The organism is Salegentibacter sp. T436 (assembly GCF_001932675.1).
GTDB classification, from domain to species: Bacteria; Bacteroidota; Bacteroidia; order Flavobacteriales; family Flavobacteriaceae; genus Salegentibacter; species Salegentibacter agarivorans.
The window spans coordinates 3,971,957-3,994,266 of sequence record NZ_CP012872.1; the positions used below are offsets into that span (position 1 = coordinate 3,971,957).

The following is a 22,310-nucleotide window of genomic DNA, read 5'->3' on the forward strand; positions in this document are numbered from 1 at the left end:
GTTAGTTTTAATTCATTTGAAACAAATTGAAGATAATTATACATTTCATTAACAAAGTTTTAGATATAAAAGAAAAATTCAATTCAACCTCATTGTTAACTCATTTATTAATAATGTATTTTTACTCCTTAATATTTACTAAAAGTATAATTACGAAATACATTTATTATGAATAACGCTTTTTCAAAGTAGGTTAATTTAATTTTAAAATTTGCAAAAAGGCTGTTCCAATATTTCAACATTTCTGATCATATTTAATTTTAATTTAACATAAAACGTTTTTTGATCTATATCGTATAATTTTGAAACAATATGTTCAACTGGTTTTAAGGAATTTGACTTCATTTGTATATATATGCGGACCTATCTAATATTTCTGATTTTTATCCTCTCGTTTGCGATATGCGGGGCGCAAAACCGTTCTTTTAAACAGCTTAAGGTTGAAGATGGATTATCCCACAATTCAGTGATAAGTATGTTACAGGATGATAACGGTTTTCTATGGTTCGGCACCAAAGATGGTTTAAATCGATATGACGGGTATAATTTTAAGGTTTTCCGAAATGAACCGGATAATGAGAACAGCCTTGGCAGTAACTTTATACGATGTCTTTATCAATTTGACGATCATCTATGGGTTGGCACCGATACAGGTCTATTTCGATACAACGACAAAACGGAATCCTTTAAATTAATAGGGAGTACAAAGGATCAGCCGGTATTAGATATTAAAGGGGATGCAAATGGTAATTTATGGTTTATAGCTTCGGGAAAACTTCATAAAATAGCTCTATCGCAAAAGAACCCCAAAGAGGAGGTTTTTGACCAGTTCTACACCTCTTTTATCACAACCAATAAGGAGGGGGAGGTTTTCGTATCTTCTTCAGATCTTTTCTACCAATATATTCCCCAGAATAATTCATTTAAAAAAATTGAGCTGGAAGAAAATGAAAAAGGGATAAAAGATTTGATAATTACCACTATTAATGCCCATAGTAAAGATTCCATTTTCATAGGCACTAAAAATAAGGGAGCCCTTCTATATAATAGAAAAACAAGTACAATTACACCACTTTTAAATGAAAATGAAAATCCTCTTTTCGTAAGGGAATTTTTAATGAAAAACAGTAAAGAACTATGGATAGCCAGTGAATCGGGAATCTTCATATATAATTTAGGGAACGGCACTTACCAGAACTATAAAAAAAATTACAATAACCCATATTCCCTTTCCGATAATGCAATCTATTCATTAGTACTGGACAGGGAAGATGGAGTTTGGATTGGAACCTATTTTGGTGGGGTTAATTACTACCCGAAACAATATACGCCCATAGAGCGCTATTTTCCGCGTGTGGGAGAAAATTCAATTAGTGGCAATGCCATTAGGGAAATAAAAAAGGATAGCTTCGGAAATATCTGGATTGGAACTGAGGATGCCGGTTTAAATAAATTGGATCCTGAAACGGGTAAGTTTCAAAACTATTCGTCTGTTCGTAATGACGGCATACTTTCTCATTATAATATCCATGGCTTACTACCTAGACAAGATGAATTATGGATAGGTACCTTTGAACATGGGCTGGATATAATGGATATCCAGACGGGGGAAATTAAATACCATTTTGGTACCGGACCCGAAGATGGTGGATTAAGAAGTGATTTCATTCTCTATATCTATGAAACCCGGAATAAAGATGTTTATGTGTTGACTTCATCCGGAATACACCGGTATAAAGAGGAAACTAAAAGCTTTGAACCTTTTGAGGGCTTTCCAGAAATTTACCATTATACTACTTTCATTGAAGATCACCAAGGAGTGTTATGGGCAGGGACCTATTGGGATGGATTGTTCTATTATAATCCCAAAACAAATGATAAAGGATTTTACCGCTTTGACAGAAACAAAAAGTCAAGTTTAAGTTCTAATGTGATAAACGGTTTATTTGAAGATTCTAAAAATAATCTTTGGGTTACGACTGAAAATGGATTAAATCTATTTAACCAAAACGAAAATAATTTCCAACGATACACCACAGAGAACGGGTTACCAAGTAATGTAACCTACTCTATTTTGGAAGACTATGATTCAAATCTTTGGATTAGTACTTCCAATGGTTTGGTCGAGTTCAACCCAAACAAACAGGAGTTTGATATATTCACAAAATCCAATGGTTTATTAAGTGATCAGTTTAATTACAGTTCTGCATTCAAAGATAAAAACGGAAAGATGTATTTCGGAAGTGTAAATGGCTTAATTAGTTTTAATCCTGACAAGTTTATTCAGAATTATTATCAGCCTCCTATTTACATTACAAACATTCAAATAAATAACCAGGATGTTTCCGTGAAAAAAGAAAATTCTCCTTTAAAAACTTCAATTACCTTTTCTGATAATATCAAACTGAATAACCAACAGTCCACGTTTACCCTGGAATTCGCTTCCTTAAGCTATACGGCTCCGGAGATGACAACATACTGGTATAAGCTTGAAGGCCTTAATGATGATTGGATTCCAATTGGAAAAAATCACCAGGTCAGCTTTAATGAACTACCGGCAGGTGATTACACCTTTAAAGTTAAGGCGCTAAATAGTCATGGTGTTTGGAGTAGTGAGAATAGTAGTTTAGAGATTGAGATCCTTCCTCCTTTCTTAACCAGCAACTTTGCATATGCTATTTACATTCTTCTCCTAATTTTGATCATATTCTACCTTCTACGGTACTATCACCGGTATAACCGTGATAAGAATAACAGTAGAATACAACAACTTGAAAACGATAAGGAAAAAGAAATATATCAGGCAAAAATAGAGTTTTTCACCAATATAGCCCATGAAATCAGGACCCCTTTAACCCTAATCAAAAGCCCGCTTGAAAAGCTGCTGAATTTAAAATATAAATCCTTGGAGGTACCAAAAAACCTTGGGATCATGGAAAGAAATACTTCAAGGCTTTTGGACCTTGTAAACGAGCTCTTAGATTTCAGAAAGACAGAAATGAAACATGTGAAATTGAGTTTTGTGGAAGTGAATATATCCCAGCTCATTGAGGAAACGTTTATACGTTTTAGCCAATTAATTAAGGAAAAAAACATACAATTTAGTATTACAAAACAGGAAGATATTTATGCCTTCGTAGATGAAGAGGCCACAAGAAAAATCCTCAGTAACCTTTTTAGTAATGCCATAAAGTATTGTGAATATCAAGTACAGGTCCACCTGGAGAAAACAGAAGATCACTTTAAAATCATTGTAAAAAATGATGGAGATAAAATTCCATTGGAATTAAAGCAACGTATTTTTGAGCCATTCTTCAGGGTTCCCGGGGAAACTAAAAAATCTGGGACAGGAATAGGTCTTTCACTGGCACATTCACTTGCTGAACTTCACCATGGTAAATTGTTCATCAATAGCAATAACATTTCTTTAAATGAATTTGTTTTACAAATCCCACTACACCAGGATAATGAATTTAAAGCTTTTAAAAATAAACCTAAGGAAGTTATAGAATCGGAAGAAATCGTTAGAAAATTTGATAAGGATTCTTCATTAATACTTGTAGCTGAAGATAATGCTGAATTGGCGGATTTCATCTTTAACGAGTTATCGGAAAATTATAATGTGATCGTTGCTTCCAATGGCAAGGAAGCCTGGAAAGCTATATGTACCTATGAAGTCGATATAGTACTTTCCGATGTTATGATGCCTTTTAAAAGTGGAATTGAATTATGTAAAGAGATCAAAGAAGATATAGATAAAAGTCATATTCCAGTCATCCTTCTAACAGCAAAAAGTGCCCTGAATGCAAAAATAGAAGGATTAGAATCAGGGGCGGACGCTTATATCTCTAAGCCATTTTCGTTAAATCATCTCCAGGTACAAATTTCTAATTTACTGCAGAACAGGAAATCTATAATTGGCCATTATAATAGTTCACCACTTGCCCATCTTAAATCCCTTTCACTGGCTACAGGGGACAAAACTTTTATCTCCAAGTTGGATCAAAAGATTGATGAGAATTTAAAAGATCCGAATTTAAACGTTGAAATGCTTGCCAGGCATATGAATATGAGCCGTTCGACACTTTACCGTAAAATCAAAGATATTTCAAACTTATCACCTAATGAATTAATTAATGAAAGCAGATTAAAGAAAGCAGCCTACCTGCTTAAAACTTCAAATTTAAAAATTTATGAAGTTTCTGAAAAAGTAGGATTCAAATCTCAAAGTAGTTTTGGAAGGAGTTTCCAGAAACAATTTAAAATGACAGCCTCCGATTTTATTGAAAAAGAAAATCATATTTAATCATATTTTTTGTTTCCAAACATCTATTATATATGGATTTTGTAATGGCCAGACCGTAACCACAATACTATAATTAGATAATTATTACAGGGAACAGCTCCCGTTAAATTTTTACGTAATTTTCAAAATTCTTACCTTAAAACCTATACCTTATAAGGCTAAATCGACATTAGATATGTATCCGTATTTCCAAAACTGGAAAGGCCAGACCAACCCATATCATCAGTAAAAACCATAATAACATTGGGCTTTTAATGGTTTCAATCAGCTTAGCATTGCGTTAGAGTCCTTGTTTGTTTGAACCCAAACAAACAAAGACTCTACACACTAGCAATATCGAGATATTTTTAAGGTTAAAATTCATATAATTAGGTTTACTGACTTCTTTTTTCGCTATAACCGATTCTTTGCTTTAGGATACCTTTCCAGTATTTTAGTCATTTCTGAAACTACATTAGGTTTCTCTTCAGCAATATTTATAGTCTCTTTGGGATCATTTTCATAATCGTACAATTCGTAAAGTACTTCTTTTTCAGTATCACGCATTGGTGTCCATCGGATCATCCTATACTGTTCAGTGCGGATGGCTTCCCCTAAATATCCACCCATTGGGAATGCATGATAAGCATGGTCTTTAATTTCCCTTGATCCATCTTTTAATACCGGGGTTAGGTCTATTCCATCTATGGGCTGAGGACCTTTAGGTTTTTCCAACCCGGCCAGACTTGCCAGGGTAGGGTACACATCTACCGATTCCGCAAACTGATCCGTAGTACTGCCCGCCTTGGTTACTCCGGGGGCTTTAAAAATTAGTGGGATATGGTTGGCTTGTTCGAAATTAGTATGTTTAGTCCATATTGCATGATCACCTAAATGCCAACCGTGATCTCCCCAAAGCACTATAATGGTATTTTCATCGAGTTCCAGCCTTTTTAATTCATCCATCACTTTTCCAAGCTGGGTATCCATATAACTAATACTGGCATAATAGCCGTGGATCAACTTTCGTTTTAAATCATCATCATAGACTTCCTTGCCTACCGGAACAGGAAAGAATTGGGACATCTCGTGATCTCGCTTCTTTGTAAAGGAAGGAGAGCCTTCCGGTGCTTTTTCGTATTCCGGCATAGGCATATCCATGGGATCATATAAATCCCAATATTTCTTTGGAACACTAAATGGCAAATGTGGTCGTGCAAATCCTAAAGCCATAAAAAAAGGTTGATCAGGATTCTTACTTAATTTTCTTAAACGATTAATAGCATGGTTCGCAACACGTGCATCAGCATAAGCCTCATCCAAGACATCAGGAGATTCCCAGGCAGCTCCTCTTGGCAATTCATCGTTAGGAGGTGTATCTTCAATGTACAACCTGGTATTTTCAAAAAAGGCTTCTTCCCGAGTAAGCTGTCTGCCAGTACTTTCGGGATCCACATATTCAATGACCTTCTCTTTGAAATGGGGAATGCTCCAGGAAGCCTCATCATTGGTGTTTCCATGTCCAATATGGAAAACCTTCCCCATTGATTCCGTGTGATAACCCGATTTCATAAAGTGTTGAGGCAAGGTTACTGCATTGGGAATCACATCCCGGAATTCTTTACCAAAATTATATAAACCTGTGCTAGTGGAACGTGATCCCATAAGGATGTTATACCGTGAAGGACCGCATACGGCCTGGTTGCTATAAGCGTTATTAAAACGCATTCCTTCTCCGGCCAACTTATCAATATTAGGGCTGATTGCTAAAGTATCCCCATAAGTTCCTAAATTTGGTTTTAAATCATCTACCATAATAAGTAAAATATTGGGTTTTGAATCCTCCTCCTGGGCAGATATATAATCAATTGATAAACTTCCAAGGATCAACAATACACTTAGAATAAATTTTGAATTACTCATTTTTATTTAATTTTTAAACAGTTTTTATATTTCTCTAATCATTTAAAGCCCGGTAATAGTTGCAATTATTAATTCGTCTTTCCAGTATTACTGCCATGGTAGAGGTATAAAGCTCCATAGGACCAATGTGGTCCTTCTAATCCCGGGTAATTAATTCTATCCATCATCAAGGCTACATACTTAAAGGGGTAGCCCTCGGGCAATTCAACGACATTTGGCCAAACCCTAGTACCCGAATATTCGTTCCAAGGTGGTTGGTTTATATTTAGAGTACCTATTTCCCTCAGATCAGGATAGGAGTATATAAATACTTCACGCTCATCACTTCCTGAAAAACAATACCGTACGCCACCTACTTTTTGAATAGAAGTACCAGTAGAATTATGACTGACTGGGCCTGAAATAATTTTATACCCTTTGTTCCAAAAGTTCGATTCCATCATAATCGCTTTATATCCATTATAATTTTTACTAGCAAGTATTAGCCATTTCCCTAATTTACTATCATACAAAATATGCGGATCCTCAATATCTCCTGCCACTCCAAATGGTTTTGCTTTCATTATAGAAAACCCGAACCGAGGATCTCTTTTACTTTCTACCGTTAGCAACTGCTTTTCTTCTTCTGGATTTGCGAAAGCACTAAAACCCGTGGTTATCCCACGCCACATATTCTCCTTTCTATCAAAAAAAATATGTGATGCAATTTCATTTCTCAATAACCCGTCATTTCGATCAAAAAGAATTACACCTTCGAATTTTATATCAAAAACCGTGGGATTTAGACTAAAGACCCCTTGTATATGGTGAGGTAATGCCCTGCCCCTTATAGATATGGTATACCATAATCGGTTTTGATCCAGTAAGGGTTCTCCATCCTCATAAGTAATTGCCCGGATATCCGCAAGACCTATACCGGTTCCAAGTACAGACCTGGCTTTTGATACATTTACCTCTCCTTTTAGTATACTGCTGTAAAGCTTTGACTGAAACCTTCGGATATACCTCTTTTTTCGCAAATCTATATGTTTACTAAAATCAGACTGTCCAATTGGTTCAGGTGAAGTTCTTTTATTTTGGATATAAAGTGTTACACCGCTACCCAACATCTGCACAATAAGTTTTCCTTCCAGTGTTTTTTGACTGGATGTAGCAATGGAAGTATCCTGGACTACTTTTCCGGCCTTTGTGATTTTCTGACGTACATCAATAATATTTTCATTTTTATAAGCGACTGTAATAAAAAATTGGTCCTCTCTTTTGGAATCACTGAATTCCAAACCAATTTCACCTTCACCTTCAACTGAAGCAACATCAATTAAATAAGTGGCGAAGGGATTAAATCCCCCAAACCAAATACTGGTTTTCGTCTTTTGACTGGATTTTATTGAAAGTCTATCCCCGATTACATTTACAACGGCACGGGTATCTAAATAATGCGTGGTAGGGTACATTGTGGACATTTCAATCACTTCTTTTGGATTGAATGTTGCCAACGGGATATTTTGGGATTCCTCGAATAAAGGCCTGTAAACTCCTTGTCTAAAAAATTTAATACTATCAAGGACACTCTCCTCTTGAGCAATACATTGTAAAGCCTGAAAAAGAAAGAGAAACATTAGTAAGAGGCTTACATTTTTTTTCATTTCATAAACTATATCTATTCTATTAATTCTCTATCCTGACTTCTTACCATAATAACCGGCTGCCACTCCGTTAAGATCCAGGAAATCTACTCTAGCATCTTTGGATCAGCCACTGTTCTAAATCCTAAGTGTTCCTGTGAAGAGTCCAGGGAGTTTCCCATCCGTGCTGATGGCCGAAAACTGGCGCAATAAGATGCATTACAAAGAAAAGAACCACCTTTAATCACCTTTTCCTTCATATTTGGATGGTTGTTAGGGTTATAAGATTCCTCAGCTCCCCGGGGATTTTTTGCTACTCCTTTTGTACTTCGATCTTTATAATAATTGATATTATACCAATCCTGGGTAATCTCCCAAACATTTCCCGCCATATCAAATAATCCATAGCCATTGGCAGGGTAGCTTTTTACAGGAGCTTTATTTTCAAAGCCGTCTTTCCTGGTATTTTTTGCAGGAAATTCCCCTTCCCAAGTATTGGCATGTTCAGAGAGTACTTTTTCATTATTTCCCCAGGAAAAACGGGCACCTTCTAAGCCACCTTTAGCTGCCCACTCCCATTCTGCTTCAGTGGGTAGTCTTTTTCTAGCCCACTGACAATAAGCCTGAGCATCTTCAAAAGCAATATGAACAACCGGATAATTATCTTTCCCTTCCAAATCACTACCAGGGCCTTGTGGATGTCTCCAATTGGCGCCAATTTTCCATTCCCACCACTGGGAATAATCATAAAGATTAGGAACACTGCTTTTGGTTTTTTTAAATACCAGCGAACCGGGTTGTAATATAGAATCATGAGGCTTGGGTGTTCCTGGAGGAAGTTGTGTTTTCATTTCCTCCCACTCTATCTTACGTTCAGCCACCGTAACATAACCGGTTGCTTCAACAAACTCACGAAATTCTGCATTAGTCACTTCGGTTTTATCCATAAAAAAACCATCTATAGCTACCATATGGGTGGGTTTTTCGTGTGCCATCGCCATTTTATCTTCATTTACTGCTCCCTGGTTAAATTTTCCACCCGGAATCCAAACCATTCCTCGGGGAACTTCAATCCCACCAGGTTTTTCTTTTATCACATTAAAAGCAATGGAATCCTTTTCTTTTGTTGAAACCATATCCCTTTTCTCTTTTGATGCTTCTTTACAAGATCCCAGTAAAAAAGGAATAATTACAATCATTACTAATACCCTAATAGTTCTTATACCCATATCATTAATTATCTATTGGTCAACCAAAATATATAAAATCCTAAAAACTTGAATTTAATGGCTATAAGTCATCTTTTGTTATGTGTAAATTTATATTCCGAAATCGTCTGATATTTTTCACCTGGATTGAGAATAATTGACGGAAAAGTAGGTTGATTGAGTGCATCTGGAAAATGTTGTGTTTCCAAGGCAAAAGCTGTTCGATAATCATCTTTAGCCCCTGATTTAAAAATATTCTTAGATTGCATAAAGTTCCCACTATAAAATTGAAGTCCTGGCTCTTCAGTATAAATATCCATTACAATGCCTGATTCGTTACCAGTTATAGTAGCAGCATGATTCATAGCTTTTACCTTTTTTTTGTTGAGTACAAAGTTATGATCATAACCACCCCCATACTCAAGTTGTTCATTCTTGGTTTTTATTCGCTCACCAATAGTGTAAGGCTCTGTGAAATCAAATGGAGTATTCTCTACAGCTTTTAATTCTCCCGAAGGTATAAGCCCATCTCTTACCGGTGTATATTTATCAGCATATATCTGAAGTTTATGCTCCAGGATCCTTCCGCTTCCTTCACCGTTAAGATTAAAAAAAGCGTGGTTGGTAAGATTGACCGGTGTAGCCTGGTCTGTGACTGCTTCATATTCTATTCTTAAAGCTCTTTCTGAAGTAAGGGAATAGGTGACCTTCACATCCAGGTTCCCAGGAAAACCTCCCTCCATATGGGGGGAGGTATAATGAAAAACAAGCGTATTATTATTTTTCTTTTCCGCGCTCCAAACTATATCGTGAAAACCTTTATTTCCTCCATGTAATGTATTGTCATCATTATTTGTAGGAATAGTATATTCCTCTCCATTAAGTGTGAACTTTCCTTTTGCAATCCTATTACCAACTCTACCAATAGTGGCCCCGAAATAAGGCTCTGTGCTTTCAGTATAAGCATTTATAGTGTTCATTCCAGTAACAACATCTGTGAACTTTCCATTGGTATCTGGTACCCAAAGCCCAATTATTCTTGCCCCATAGTTTGTAAAGGCAGCCTTTATTTTCTCATTTTCGATCCAATAAAGTTTCACTTGTTTATTGTCAATAATAGTATCAAAATCTTTATTACTTAAATAATCCTGTTTTTCAAAATTCTGTCCTCTATGGGCTCCTTTACTATCAGCTTTTTCTTTTGTTATATTTTCATTACACGAAATAAACACCGCTATAAACAAAAGTGTGAAGAAGCGTACGAATGTTTTCTTTAATCTCATCTTAGGTTTTAATTTCCTTCATTTTATTAATTTAACTTAGTCTAGCTGTCCTAGGACTGGGATATAAATTTAAACCTTAAAGAGCCATTTTCCATACCCGGGAGTAGATTTTAGGCCCTGTTATTCTTGTTTCCTGTGTTTGTTTAACTTAATCAAATAATTTTCCTTCTTTAATTGTCCCGTAAAAAAGCACGCGAAACAAGGGAAAATAAAATTTTCATTAACCACTATTTTTGAAATCCCTGAAGCAGCTAATTCATAACTCCAGGGATTCAATAATAACTAATGGGTATTTAAACCTCCTTTTTCTGCAGATATGCTATCTTCATATTTACAGTTTACCCCCCTAATATTCCATCCATTTAAAATATTTTTCGGATCCATTAATTCTCATTCTCTTTAGTACTATTCAAAAATATCGCTCCATTGTGTGGTTACCCTTAGGCCATCCACTACATAAGCTCCGGCGAAACTGTTATCCCTTACAAGGGTAACAGCTTTAACCAAGAAATCATCACCCGTTGCAGCAATATCAATTGTAGCATCCGCATTTTCAGGTTCTGTAGAAGGTATAGACCCTTCTTCAAAAACATATACTGAAGCGGAATTGTTATCGTTATCCAGGTTGGCATCCGGAACATTATGCTTAAGTACTATTAAATATGTTTCTCCGATTTCTGGAGTGATATCTGTAAGGCTAAAATCGCCTTCATACATTACCCCTATTTTCGGATCTCCATTATTATAATTTACCTGTACGCTACTAAGAAATTTAGTTGCTCCATTTGGTAACCAGTCAACCATCATAACAACTCTATTAATTCCACCACCCGTATCATCCGGAAGTGCATCAACCTTTAAAAGGAAGGAGGTATAATAAGCTCCAGCGAAATCAGGAGTTTGCTGTTGGCTCAGATTATGAGCATAAACATTACTATTACTTCCTGGTTCATCCATATCAAGAAGAACTGCATTTCCTGCTCCCGAGCCTGGATACCCCGAATAACTTAACCCATCATCAATAATCGGTATAGCAGCATTTGCAGCTCTTACCTTTAACCAACCATCAAGTAATTCGTTTTCTGTTCCATTTCCTGTTCTATTCGTGGAAGGAATTGATTCACCAGCCGTGTACTCAAAATCATCGGCAAATAGTTTTGTTTCGGCAGAAAGTGTGCTTCCTCTGAGTGTTACCCTGTCAATCATCTCTAGCTCTGAACTACTATGAGTGATTTCTCCGGTTTTTTCGCCGGTCTCACCGGAAGATTCGAATTGTACAAATATTTCAACATCCGAAGAAAAATCTTCAGCAGCAATGGTGAGAGTTTCTGAAAACTGCCCATCCCTGGCTCTTGAAACAAGGAAATTGGGTGATGAATTTACAGTTACTTCTGAAGAAAGTCCTCTTCCCGCCAAATTATAAGAAAGAATATCAGATTCATTCATTGGTACTCCTCCAAAATTGAGTTCGGTTGGGCTTACAGAAATAGCAATATCCGGAAGGGGGGCTCCAGTACCATTTAAACTTAACTCTATGGCTTCCTCTAAGTCCGCCGATAAATGGCTTATTGAACCTGTTACCTCTCCTTCTTCTTCAGGTTCAAACCTTACATATATAATTTGATCCCCCATAATATCAGATGCACTAAGATCCAGGGAGTTTGTGAATTCTCCATCTTGATTTGTGGAAATCTTAAATGGACCTGTAACTTCCAGGGCAATTTCAGACTCCAGTTCAGATCCTGATAATACATAACTTTGAATTTCTGATAGCTCGTTAACTATTACTTCATCAAAATCAATTGAAGACCTGTCAGGAACCACCATCGGCTCTCCTGGGATAACTGCAACCCCAGAAACCGATATATCAGGAATATTCTCCCGATCCTCACTCGCATGGACGATCTCCTTTTCAACAAATCCCTCATCGGTTGAACCAGGTTGGAATTTCACAAACACTGGAATGGCTTCATTACCAAAATCCCCGGGTGCCAAAGAAACTGAATTTTGAAATTCCATATTCGCATCCAATGATAAATAGAATGGTGCATCCACAGAAATATTAATAGGATGGGCAAGCTCTTCTGCAGCAATTGTATAAGACCTAACCTGTGAACTTTCAGTAATATCTATATTACCAAAATCAATTGAACTACCTGTAATTTTTATTATGGGATTTTTCGGAATGGAATCATCCTCAGAACAGGCCAGGATAAGGGTAAAGGTCATTATTACTAATACAAACCTTGTAATTAAATTTTTCATAAGATATTAATTTTTGTTATACATTTTTTAAAACTCATAGGTTCAACAGGTATTTATGGTATGAGGCCTACTCCATAATTCTGGTATAAAAAAGTAAGGCAAAGCAACATTGCCCTTTCTGTTTTTCAATCTTTGGATATTACAGGAATCAATACTTCATCTTCATTCACACTAAAGCTGTATACCTTTTCTTTTGAATCCCATTTCTTTTTTACAGGAACAATCCGCGTTCTCCTGGGACTAACCTGGTGCTCACTGAAATGAACATGATATACATAATACAACTGGCCGTTCAAACCTTCGAACAAATCACCATGACCGGATCCGTTCTCCCCCACAATAGAACGATGAATAATAGGACTGTCTTTTTGTTTTTCCCAAGGTCCATAGGGAGAGTCTGCGACGGCATAACCCACTGCATAATCAATGTTTTTAAAATGGTTTGCAGAATAGAACAAATAGTATTTATTCTTTAATTTGATAATTGTCGGACCTTCCATAATGGGTGCTGATTTAAAATTAGAAGTAGCTTCCCATGTTTCTGTCTGTTCAAAAACTTTTTTTAAGGTGCTGGACTTTATATTTCCAGTAGCCATATCCAACTCAGCAACCCATAAGTAATTACCGTTATCAAACCTTACATGGTAGAGGTAATACTTACCATCTTCATCTTTAAAAATAAAGGAATCAATATTTTTCTCTGATGCATCAATAGGAGCTATTTTATCTTGCCGGTACGGACCAAGTACAGAATTCGATTTAGCCAATACCGTCTGTTCGTTAGACGTATAGGTTAGGTAATACCTATTATCCACTTTAAATATTTGAGGAGCCCAAAAGCCCCTGGTCCCAAAATTATTTTTTCCCTGGGTTAAAATCTTGTGTATCGAATCTTCCTTAGGCGAGACCCAGTTCTTCAAATCTTCAGAGGTTAAAACTGAAAATCCGGATAATCCACTGTTGTCCCCCCCGGTCCCGGTAAGATAATACCTCCCATTTTCTACATAAATCGTGGGATCTGCATAGAATATTTCCTTTTGCTGAGCTACGGTATGTATTGCGAAAAGTAAAAAAATTGAATAGATAATAATAGATTTCATTTTGGGTAGTTTTTTGTTCAATTAAAATTTCAATTTTAGAAATCATCGAGCAGTTCTAGTGATTTTAAAAAATTGCAAAATCATCTATAACACTGCACTTTTTGAGTTCAGACTAATTTGATTAGAAAAACGAAGTATCTGGGATACCACGCTTTTCCAGGAAAAAAAATCAGTTTCTTGTTTCCCTTACCTATTCCTTATTAATCCCAAACCGAGCAACCAGTTCATTATATTGATCCCTACTAATGGTAATCATGCAACCGTGCCGTACTTTTGCTGGCATTGAATATTTATCCCAGGTACTATGAAAAGTATATCCTGATATTTGATACCATGGTCCATCTAATTGATCCGCAACGGATAATCCATAAGAAACCCCAGGGTATTGTTCATAATATAAATACCATGCCTTGCCATTAGGTGAAGGGATTAACATCGGAGCTTCACGAAAATTAGGACTGATTGGATCAGAGAGATTCTCATAGGGTCCCAATAAATTTTCAGAACTTGCTATTCTGATCGTTTTTCCTGTCACCCAATCCAAAGTAGGGTAAGTTTCATCTTTAATAATTGTCCAGTATTTTCCTTCTGCCCTTTTGATTATAACGTCAATAGTACCCATTTCCCAATCCAGCAGGCGTCTTGGGATTTCAGAAAAGCGCTTCAGGTCTTTCGAGGTTACATAAAGGGTTCTTTGACTGGCCCAATAACGTTCTGCATCTTCTTTTGTTCCCCTCTTATGGGGGGTATGCCAGGACATGACATACGTTTCACTGGGTTTATCATAGAAAAGCTTGGGAGCTCCAATTCGTTGAAGAGGTTTATAACCAGGAGTCTTTTTTAAATCAGGTTTGTAAGTACTATGCTTATTCCATGAAATTAAATCACTTGAAACCCATATATTTATATCTTCTGCAGAATCCCCTTCATTGCCTACCAAGTAATACCTCCCATCGTGACCTTTTACAATATCTGGGTGTCCATGATACTCTTTGAAAACACGTTTTGCCTGGTTTAATTGATCCCAATGCAAACCGTCAAGGCTTACTGTGTAATAAAGTTCACCATAATCTCCGTGCATCATATGGGCAAAGAGATAGGCTTCATTTACTGGCATTTCTCCTTTTTTCAACTGGCCGGGAGGATTAGGCTGTTGCGCCCATACATTGGACAAAAGGAAAAGAAAGCCAAGCAAGAATGTTCTTTTTGTCCTATAGAATATCCATTTCATATTATTAATATATTTCATTGTTCTTTCTTAAAAGGGTTTTAATAATTGTTCAATGTTCCATTTATAAATTAATAAGTGTATCCATCAGTTCATTTAAGATCGTTATTAATTCGCAAGCTTATACTGAAATTTCCATTACCTTATCATTGGTGGAAGCTATTGAAGATAAGCCCTCAATTTGGGTCAAAATATTTCCTGCAGCATCAATTACCTGAAGAGCAAAAATTCCTTCCCTTTCCATAATAGGTTGAAATTTTTCATTATTCACTCTTAATATTAACTGAGTCTCCTTTTTATCATCAATGATTTTAACCAACGGATTCTTCAATCCTTTGAATTTTAAAGTAGGAAGTAGAAAAGGAGTAGTAGGCTTGTTATTTTCAAGTTGGTGTACGGTGACCGGCCAGCCTCTGAATTGTCCATTTGGCTTTTTAACCGGGTTGACATATCGTGGCCAACATTCCATCTTCACATTTCTTGTATTTTTATCAAAGCTAACAACGCCATAACCAGGGGACCAATCATACAGGTTGGATGGTTTAAGACCCGTTTTTGAGGGATTTGCCACAGCCCTTACGTACATTTTATTTCCAAAGGCATCCTCGTGATTACCAGTATATTTCGGCTCTCCCTCAATAGGTTGTTTAATTGATGGCCACCAGCGCCTGGGCCAACTATTTGCCAAAGCCGGAACAGCAAAAGTATACCCCCCATCTTGATAATTTTTCACACCATACTGGCTTACAGATGGTAAATGTTGGTCACCTGCAAGATGAAGACTGTAGCTCTTTCTAATCGTTTTTATCACTTCATCCCTCTCATACTGCGGCCATCCCCCGGTATCCATATCTGCAACAGGAACATCTCCTTGGACATAATCTCCCGTTTCCGGAACTTCCAACTGCCTTTGCATTCCATTACTTTTTTCATCAGGCATAGTTTGAAGGGCATGAAAAGGTGTAGCGGAAACAAGAATTTTAAATTCTATATTTTCCCCCCAGTCTTCAACCCACTCTTTCAAAAAATCCATCTGTCTTTTTCCCAAAAGATCAGCTTCGGGATACCCATAAGATTTGATAGGATATTCCGGATTTTCAATAAATGCATCTCTTACCCCTGCTTCTGGAGGAAGTATTGCCGCAGGTCCGGACTTAAACTTCCTGTCCTCCACTATACCAAAACTAATCCCCGCATAATTCCAGTTTGAATAAAATACGTGTATACCACGATCAATCGGTGTGGAATCATAGGGATCAGGCATGTGACTGGTTTGGGTTGTCATCGCAAGATTTACCCACTCCGGTGGCATCATAAAACCTCCGAAATCCCTCTTGAACCTGGCTCCAATGGAGGCTTTAGGAAATTCTATCCCGTTTGCACCAAAAAGATTTCCCTGAAATACATCGTGATCATCCGGCAGGTTTATTACGGGTATATTTTTAAATAGTTCCCGGTATGACCAACCAAACATATACCATTTGCGAAGGTAATCTAAGTATGCCTTTTCCAATGGTGCCTTTTGAAATCCGAAATGACCGTTTATTTCGTAAAACTGATCACCCAGGAACATAATTAAGTCAGGTTCATGCATACCCGCATATTCAACTATATCCTGGTCAGGAAACCCCCTATCATGATTACAACTGCAAACAAGGGCTTTTATTAGGTTCTTATCAGTAGGCTCCTTTGCTATAGTTCCCTCCCAATGGAATACTTTCCTGGTACCATCGGTACCAATAAGATCATAAACCACCCTAAATGGAAGCGATTCCTTATATGGCCAATTACCGAATCTAAACTGTGCAGTATATGAAGGATATTGGACTGATGCTTCATCAATTTTCATCCATCCATCTCCTTGGTTTATTTCGAAGCGTACCTTTGAAGGTAGAGCAACCGGACACAACTGGGCAGTCAATTTGACGATCTTATTTTCCCTGGTATATTGGGTAAAACATATGGGACCGAAGAATTGATCTCCATTATACATTAATTTATCCCCCTGCAAACTCCATTTATTAAAAGAACAAACAATACCATCCGCTTGCCCTTCTGTAATTTTTTCAAAATGACTTAATAAAGCAATATTTCCAACCAGGAGCTCAGATTGAACTCCTGTTTTCTCCGCAAAAGCTAGCATTCCCCCCATTTTATCCAAAACCCTTACTGACAATAAGTAATCCATCCCTAATGGTTCAGCTCGAACTTCTAATACAACACCTTCTTTTAAATGAGATTCTTGAACTGTGGCTTCATTAAATTCTTCTCTTCCTATAAAAATGTTTCCTAGAGTATTTATCCCTATCCTAAATCCATCCCCATGAACGGCAGAAGCCCTGTACTCGAAGTTCCAGCTTTTTGCACCCAGTACGAAGCCTATTTTATTTTGAGCTGAAGCGGTTAAATGCTCAGAGAATTTAACCTCGATACTGGAAGTAAAACTATTTCTGGAATTTCCCATCTGCAAAGTCAGGTGATGTACAGTACGATTTTCACCCTGGAAGATACATTCCAGCGCACCGTTTCGAATACGAAAATCCTGAAGTCTATTTGTCCAATAATTGGGACCGGCCCAATTCATATCCGGCATTCGATGCCAATCACTATTGAGATGATCCGGCAGTTTCTGATCCGTAAGGTTTATACTTTCACGGATTTCATCTGCAAAAACATTCTTGCTTAATAGGGAAGCTGAAAGCCCTCCCAGCAAAATAGATTTTAAATTTTCTCTGCGATTCATAATACTATGGTTTAATTCATACTATAGCTAATTAATTGCCAGTTCATACTCATTGCTAATATTTCTTAATTCTTAATACCCCTCTCTTTGAGTAAGCTCCGGATTGGTATTGATTTCTCCTTGCGGGTAAGGAAAGAGTATCTGGTGAGACTGAGCGTTTAACCCCCTGTCCTGGGCGTATTGGATAAACTTGTCGTGCCTTATAAGGTCTTCCCTTCGTTTGCCTTCACTGTAAAACTCCCAGCCTCGTTCCTGCAAGATAAGATCGTTAAAGCTGTCTGTCCCCGCTACTTCTGCCAATGTATAAGGATCTTCTATAGAACGGGTTCTTACCTGATTGACAAGGTCCACGGCTTCTTGGGTGGGACCGTTTAACTCGTTTAATGCTTCTGCACGAGATAGTAATATATCAGCATAACGTATATAAGGAAAATCTGATCCCGAAAAGTTCCCGACCTGATTATTGTCAAAATATTTCAAACTCCTAAGATTGTCAGGGGTACTTCGTAGTTCCACCATATTGCCGCCTCGGTTGGTGTAGGTTTCAATAATCGCATTTCTACGGTCGTCTTCCAAAGCGAAAGAATCATAAAAACCATCTTTAATGCTAAACTGCGTCGCCCAATTGGCCATAGAGGGATCCCAGGTAAATTCAGGGATCTTTTCAGCCTCAAGAAAACCAGGAGGAAAAGCACCGTTTTGGAACTGGTTTCCAAAACCCGCTTCATTGGCATAAGACCAGGTAACTATAATCTCCCTGTTGTTTCCTTCGTTTTCCACGAAAAATAATTCACGGTAGTCCGGATAAAGCTCATAATAATTCAAGTTCATCAATTGCCCTGTAACTTCAACGACCTTTTGCCATTGCCTGGTTTGCATCAAAAACTTAGTCAGGACGGCATAGGCATGGCCCTTTGTTGCCCTCCCACGTTGACTTTGTTCAGCTGGGACTAAAAGGTTTTCAGCGGCGGTCAGTAGTTCATCTTCCACAAAAGACTCAAATTCTTCCTGGGAGGGAAGTGGTAAGGCCTGAGGTTGTTCCTCTTGATTTGTTGTGGTACGCAGAGGCACCACCCCAAAATACCGATAGAGAAAAACATATTGTGCTGCCCTCAAATATCGGGCTTCTGCAATAATCCGTTGCTTGGTGGATTCTTCTATGGAGGTATTATCGATATTCTCCAGAACTGTATTGGCATCTCTTATGGCCTGATAACGCGTATTCCAAATTGGCCCCTGAAAGAAAGGATCGGAGGCATCCCAGTTAAAATTTAAAAATGGGGTCATCTCCCGCTCCACAGCACCAATCCTTACATAACTCATATCCGTGGTGATTTCATTTACCAGGATCTCGTTCTTTACCATACCTTGTGGTAAGATGTCATTGGCATAGGCCGAAAAAAGAAGTGACTCCATTCCCGCTTGCGTTAATAATATATTTTCAGGTGAGAATTCATCTACGGGTGGCAGATCCAATTCAGCTTCACAAGAGCTAAAGATCAGGCAGGCAACAATTGCTCTGCTAATCGTCTTTAAATATGATTTATTCATTACGCTTTTTTTAAAATTCAACATTTATACCTAGTAAATATGTCCTTGGAACCGGATAGGCGTTAAAATCCAGGGCGATTGTATTGCTGCCACTGGCATTCGCTGCTGGATCAACCCCGCTATAATCCGTTACTGTAAGTAAGTTTTGACCGGTCACATATAAGGAGCATCTATTCAAAAATTCAAAGTTTTCCATAGGAAGTTCATAACCTAATCGTACGGATTGCAACCTAAAATAGGAGGCATCCTCTACGGTTCTGGTGTTGATCAGTGCATTGGCCCCTCCCTGCGAAGTAGGGTTCACAAATGATGGGTATGCATTGGTAGGGTTATCCGGTGTCCACCTGTTTAGTAAAGGCTCTGCGATCCTATTTCTTCTGAAATTATTGGGAGATAAAGTATTTATCAAATTTCCATTTAATCTCTCCACGCCTTCCACACCCTGCATCACAATATCCAATGTGAAATCGAAGAACCGAAAATTGTTGGTAAGCCCCCATGTCAGATCCGGAATAGAATTACCGATGACTGTACGATCATCTGTGTTAATTACTCCATCACCATTTAAATCCCGATACTTCAAATCACCAGGTTGTACCTGTGCCTCCGTGACACTAAAATTATCATCTTCCTGCCAAACTCCATCCACAATAAAACCGTAGTAACTATCAATAGCTTCTCCGGGGCTGACAATAGTGAAATCAGGGATTTGAGCCTGTGCACCCCTGTAAATATCCCCCCGATCACCTATTTCCAGGACTTCATTTTCTAGCGTGGCAAAATTCCCGGAAATATCCCAGGTAAAATTCTCTTTTCTAAATACATTCAAGTTCATTCCTAATTCAAAACCACTGTTTCTAACGCCACCAAGGTTCTGAGTCTGCCCCGCAAAGCCGGTATTGGGAGCCTGTGGTACTACCAATAGTAAATCGGTTGTTTCTTTCGTAAAATAATCGAAAGAACCTGTGAGCCTATTATTAAAAAATCCAAAATCAAGACCAATATCATATTGCAACGCTTTCTCCCAGGTAAGATCCTGGTTAGGAAGCCTAGAGGGGAATATAGTGTTATAGAAATCATTTCCGAACAACAGGTCCCCACCAGCGGAGAATGTTTGAAAAACAAGGGAATTTCCAATATTTGCATTTCCAGTACTACCTAAACTGGCACGGGGTTTTAACTCACTAATCCATTTTTGGTCCTTAAGAAATTCCTCTTCCTGCATTTTCCACGCAATAGCACCTGAAGGAAAGTATCCGAACTTATTGTTCTCTCCAAATCTTGAAGAGCCATCAGCCCTGATAGAAGCAGTAAATAGGTATTTATTGTCAAGGGAATAATTAACCCTGGCCAGGTAAGAGATAAACCTTGCCTGGGTTCGGCCACTACCTAAATTATTCAATTCCGGGTTCCCTGAACCTATAGCATTTGTTCCCAGGTCTGGAAGCGCAAAACCTCTTGCATTTCCCGAAAACGATTTCGTTTGAAAATATTCATAAGTAGTACCAAGTAGCGCTGTTAAATTGTCATCGCCAAAATCCTTATTATAATTCAAGGTCCCCTCCAGAGAAACATAATCCTTTCGTCCGGTTTGAATAGTGGCAATCCCACCTGTTCCAGCACCTTGAAGCGTGTAGGGCTGAATGAACACATCACGCCTAACATCTTGTACATCCCCACCTAATTGAAGTTTTGCAGATAAAGCAGGCGCGATATAATATTCAAAAAACGTATTCCCGTAAAACCTAAAGGTTTCCGCTCTTGCATCCGCTCCGTTCAGAATAGATAAGGGATTGTCAATGGTCACAAACTCGGAAAGACGGTAAGAACCATCATCGTTATAAGGCTCAAGGGTAGGATCATAATTGATGGCCGAATAAAGCGCTCCTCCGTTTTCATTAATACCAGTACCCGTAGAGGCGAAATTATCCTTTATGTATGAAATATTCGTATTGATACCATAGTTGTATTTTTCCGAAGAATTAGAACCAAGGTTTAATCTCACATTATATCGTTCCATTCCCGATCCTTTTACAAGACCTTCCTGATTGAAATAATTTAAAGAAGAGTAATAAGTAATGTTTTCTGTAGCTCCAGAGAAAGAAAGGTTATGGTTCTGAGTAGGAGCATCCTGAAGGACGAGGTCCATCCACTGTGTGCCGTCCCCTTCAATTTCTTCAATTCTTTGCCCTGGATCCCCTCCCCCATCATCGATTATGTCATTCAAAACCCTTTGGTATTCTGTGGGACTTAACAGGTCAAGTGTGGTAGCAGCTTGTTGGATTCCGTAATATGAATCGTAATTTACTTTTAAACGACCAGCTTTACCTTTTTTGGTTGTGATCAGTACTACGCCGTTAGATCCCCTGGAACCATAAATTGCGGTACTAGATGCATCCTTTAAAATTTCTATGGATTCGATATCCCCAGGGTTTAAGGTATTTAAGGGGTTACGAGGATTCTGATTGCCTGTGAATCCTACACCTCCACTACCTGCAATAGATCCATTATTGACAATAACCCCATCAATGACATACAGCGGCTCAGTCCCCGCATTAATTGATCCTGCCCCACGAATATTAACACTAAGACCTCCCCCGGGTTCATTACTTTTCTGACTTATCTGCACCCCAGCAACACGGCCTTGCAAGGCTTGTTCCACTGAGGCATTGGCTCCAGGGTTAAGATCTTCGGCCTTAATTGAAGACACCGCCCCTGTCAAATCACTCTTCTTTACAGTACCATAACCGATCACAACTACTTCATCGAGAGCTTCCTGATCTGGCTTTAAAGCAATATCAATACTATTCCGGCCATCTACCTGAATTTCCTCAGTAATAAATCCTAAATAACTAAACACTAAAGTAGCATTTTCGGAAACTTGTTCCAGATTATAATTCCCGTCAAAATCTGTTTGAGTACCCTGGCTTGTTCCCTTAACAATGACATTTACACCCGGTAAAGGAAGTTCATCAATAGAAGTAACATTACCCGAAACACTTAAATTTTGGGCACTAACTGTTAAACCTACCATACTGAGGAAGGCGAACACCCAAAACCGAGATGTAGGCATCTTCCAATATTTGTCTTTTGTCATAA

General features: G+C 37.9%; 11 protein-coding genes. 1 reads left to right on the plus strand and 10 read right to left on the minus strand.

Annotation, left to right across the window (positions count from 1 at the left end; genetic code table 11):
* Positions 1-475: 475 nt before the first annotated feature.
* On the plus strand, positions 476-4,306 hold the full coding sequence (locus tag AO058_RS17705; RefSeq protein WP_232228868.1) for a hybrid sensor histidine kinase/response regulator: 3,831 nt from the start codon (positions 476-478) through the stop codon (positions 4,304-4,306).
* A 393-nt stretch (positions 4,307-4,699) separates the two neighbouring features.
* On the opposite strand, the gene AO058_RS17710 is transcribed toward AO058_RS17705, so the two are convergent.
* The 10 genes from AO058_RS17710 to AO058_RS17755 all read right to left on the minus strand — a co-directional run bounded on the left by AO058_RS17710 (position 4,700) and on the right by AO058_RS17755 (position 22,308).
* Positions 4,700-6,208, minus strand: a complete 1,509-nt coding sequence (locus AO058_RS17710; RefSeq protein ID WP_075327744.1) for a sulfatase — start codon at positions 6,206-6,208, stop codon at positions 4,700-4,702.
* Positions 6,209-6,276: 68 nt separating this feature from the next.
* On the minus strand, positions 6,277-7,854 hold the full coding sequence (locus AO058_RS17715) for a hypothetical protein (RefSeq protein WP_156858161.1): 1,578 nt from the start codon (positions 7,852-7,854) through the stop codon (positions 6,277-6,279).
* A gap of 86 nt (positions 7,855-7,940) precedes the next feature.
* A complete protein-coding gene (locus AO058_RS17720; protein WP_075327746.1) occupies positions 7,941-9,062 on the minus strand; it encodes a formylglycine-generating enzyme family protein in 1,122 nt (373 codons plus the stop codon).
* 68 nt (positions 9,063-9,130) lie between these two features.
* Positions 9,131-10,324, minus strand: coding sequence for an aldose epimerase family protein (locus tag AO058_RS17725; RefSeq protein WP_075327747.1), 1,194 nt, complete (start codon positions 10,322-10,324; stop codon positions 9,131-9,133).
* Positions 10,325-10,729: 405 nt separating this feature from the next.
* Entirely contained in the window at positions 10,730-12,589 is a 1,860-nt protein-coding gene (locus tag AO058_RS17730) for a hypothetical protein (RefSeq protein ID WP_075327748.1), read from the minus strand.
* 125 nt (positions 12,590-12,714) lie between these two features.
* The gene (locus AO058_RS17735; RefSeq protein WP_075327749.1) at positions 12,715-13,689 is read right to left on the minus strand and encodes a glycoside hydrolase family 43 protein; all 975 of its coding nucleotides are present in this window, start codon (positions 13,687-13,689) and stop codon (positions 12,715-12,717) included.
* A gap of 190 nt (positions 13,690-13,879) precedes the next feature.
* Positions 13,880-14,938 (minus strand): glycosyl hydrolase family 43, encoded by a 1,059-nt coding sequence (locus tag AO058_RS17740; RefSeq protein WP_075327750.1) that lies wholly within the window; start codon positions 14,936-14,938, stop codon positions 13,880-13,882.
* 100 nt (positions 14,939-15,038) lie between these two features.
* On the minus strand, positions 15,039-17,660 hold the full coding sequence (locus tag AO058_RS17745; protein ID WP_075327751.1) for an alkaline phosphatase D family protein: 2,622 nt from the start codon (positions 17,658-17,660) through the stop codon (positions 15,039-15,041).
* A gap of 72 nt (positions 17,661-17,732) precedes the next feature.
* Positions 17,733-19,235, minus strand: coding sequence for a RagB/SusD family nutrient uptake outer membrane protein (locus tag AO058_RS17750; RefSeq protein ID WP_083634216.1), 1,503 nt, complete (start codon positions 19,233-19,235; stop codon positions 17,733-17,735).
* Positions 19,222-22,308, minus strand: coding sequence for a SusC/RagA family TonB-linked outer membrane protein (locus AO058_RS17755; protein ID WP_075327752.1), 3,087 nt, complete (start codon positions 22,306-22,308; stop codon positions 19,222-19,224). Before AO058_RS17755 ends, AO058_RS17750 begins: the two co-directional genes overlap by 14 nt.
* Positions 22,309-22,310 lie beyond the last annotated feature (2 nt).

Bases quoted from the DNA above. Each gene is read 5' to 3' on its own strand.
- AO058_RS17710 (WP_075327744.1), bottom strand. From the start codon at position 6,208: ATGAGTAATTCAAAATTTATTCTAAGTGTATTGTTGATCCTTGGAAGT.
- AO058_RS17720 (WP_075327746.1), bottom strand. From the start codon at position 9,062: ATGGGTATAAGAACTATTAGGGTATTAGTAATGATTGTAATTATTCCT.
- AO058_RS17755 (WP_075327752.1), bottom strand. From the start codon at position 22,308: ATGACAAAAGACAAATATTGGAAGATGCCTACATCTCGGTTTTGGGTG.
- AO058_RS17735 (WP_075327749.1), bottom strand. From the start codon at position 13,689: ATGAAATCTATTATTATCTATTCAATTTTTTTACTTTTCGCAATACAT.
- AO058_RS17725 (WP_075327747.1), bottom strand. From the start codon at position 10,324: ATGAGATTAAAGAAAACATTCGTACGCTTCTTCACACTTTTGTTTATA.
- AO058_RS17740 (WP_075327750.1), bottom strand. From the start codon at position 14,938: ATGAAATATATTAATAATATGAAATGGATATTCTATAGGACAAAAAGA.
- AO058_RS17745 (WP_075327751.1), bottom strand. From the start codon at position 17,660: ATGAATCGCAGAGAAAATTTAAAATCTATTTTGCTGGGAGGGCTTTCA.
- AO058_RS17705 (WP_232228868.1), top strand. From the start codon at position 476: ATGTTACAGGATGATAACGGTTTTCTATGGTTCGGCACCAAAGATGGT.
- AO058_RS17715 (WP_156858161.1), bottom strand. From the start codon at position 7,854: ATGAAAAAAAATGTAAGCCTCTTACTAATGTTTCTCTTTCTTTTTCAG.
- AO058_RS17730 (WP_075327748.1), bottom strand. From the start codon at position 12,589: ATGAAAAATTTAATTACAAGGTTTGTATTAGTAATAATGACCTTTACC.
- AO058_RS17750 (WP_083634216.1), bottom strand. From the start codon at position 19,235: ATGTTGAATTTTAAAAAAAGCGTAATGAATAAATCATATTTAAAGACG.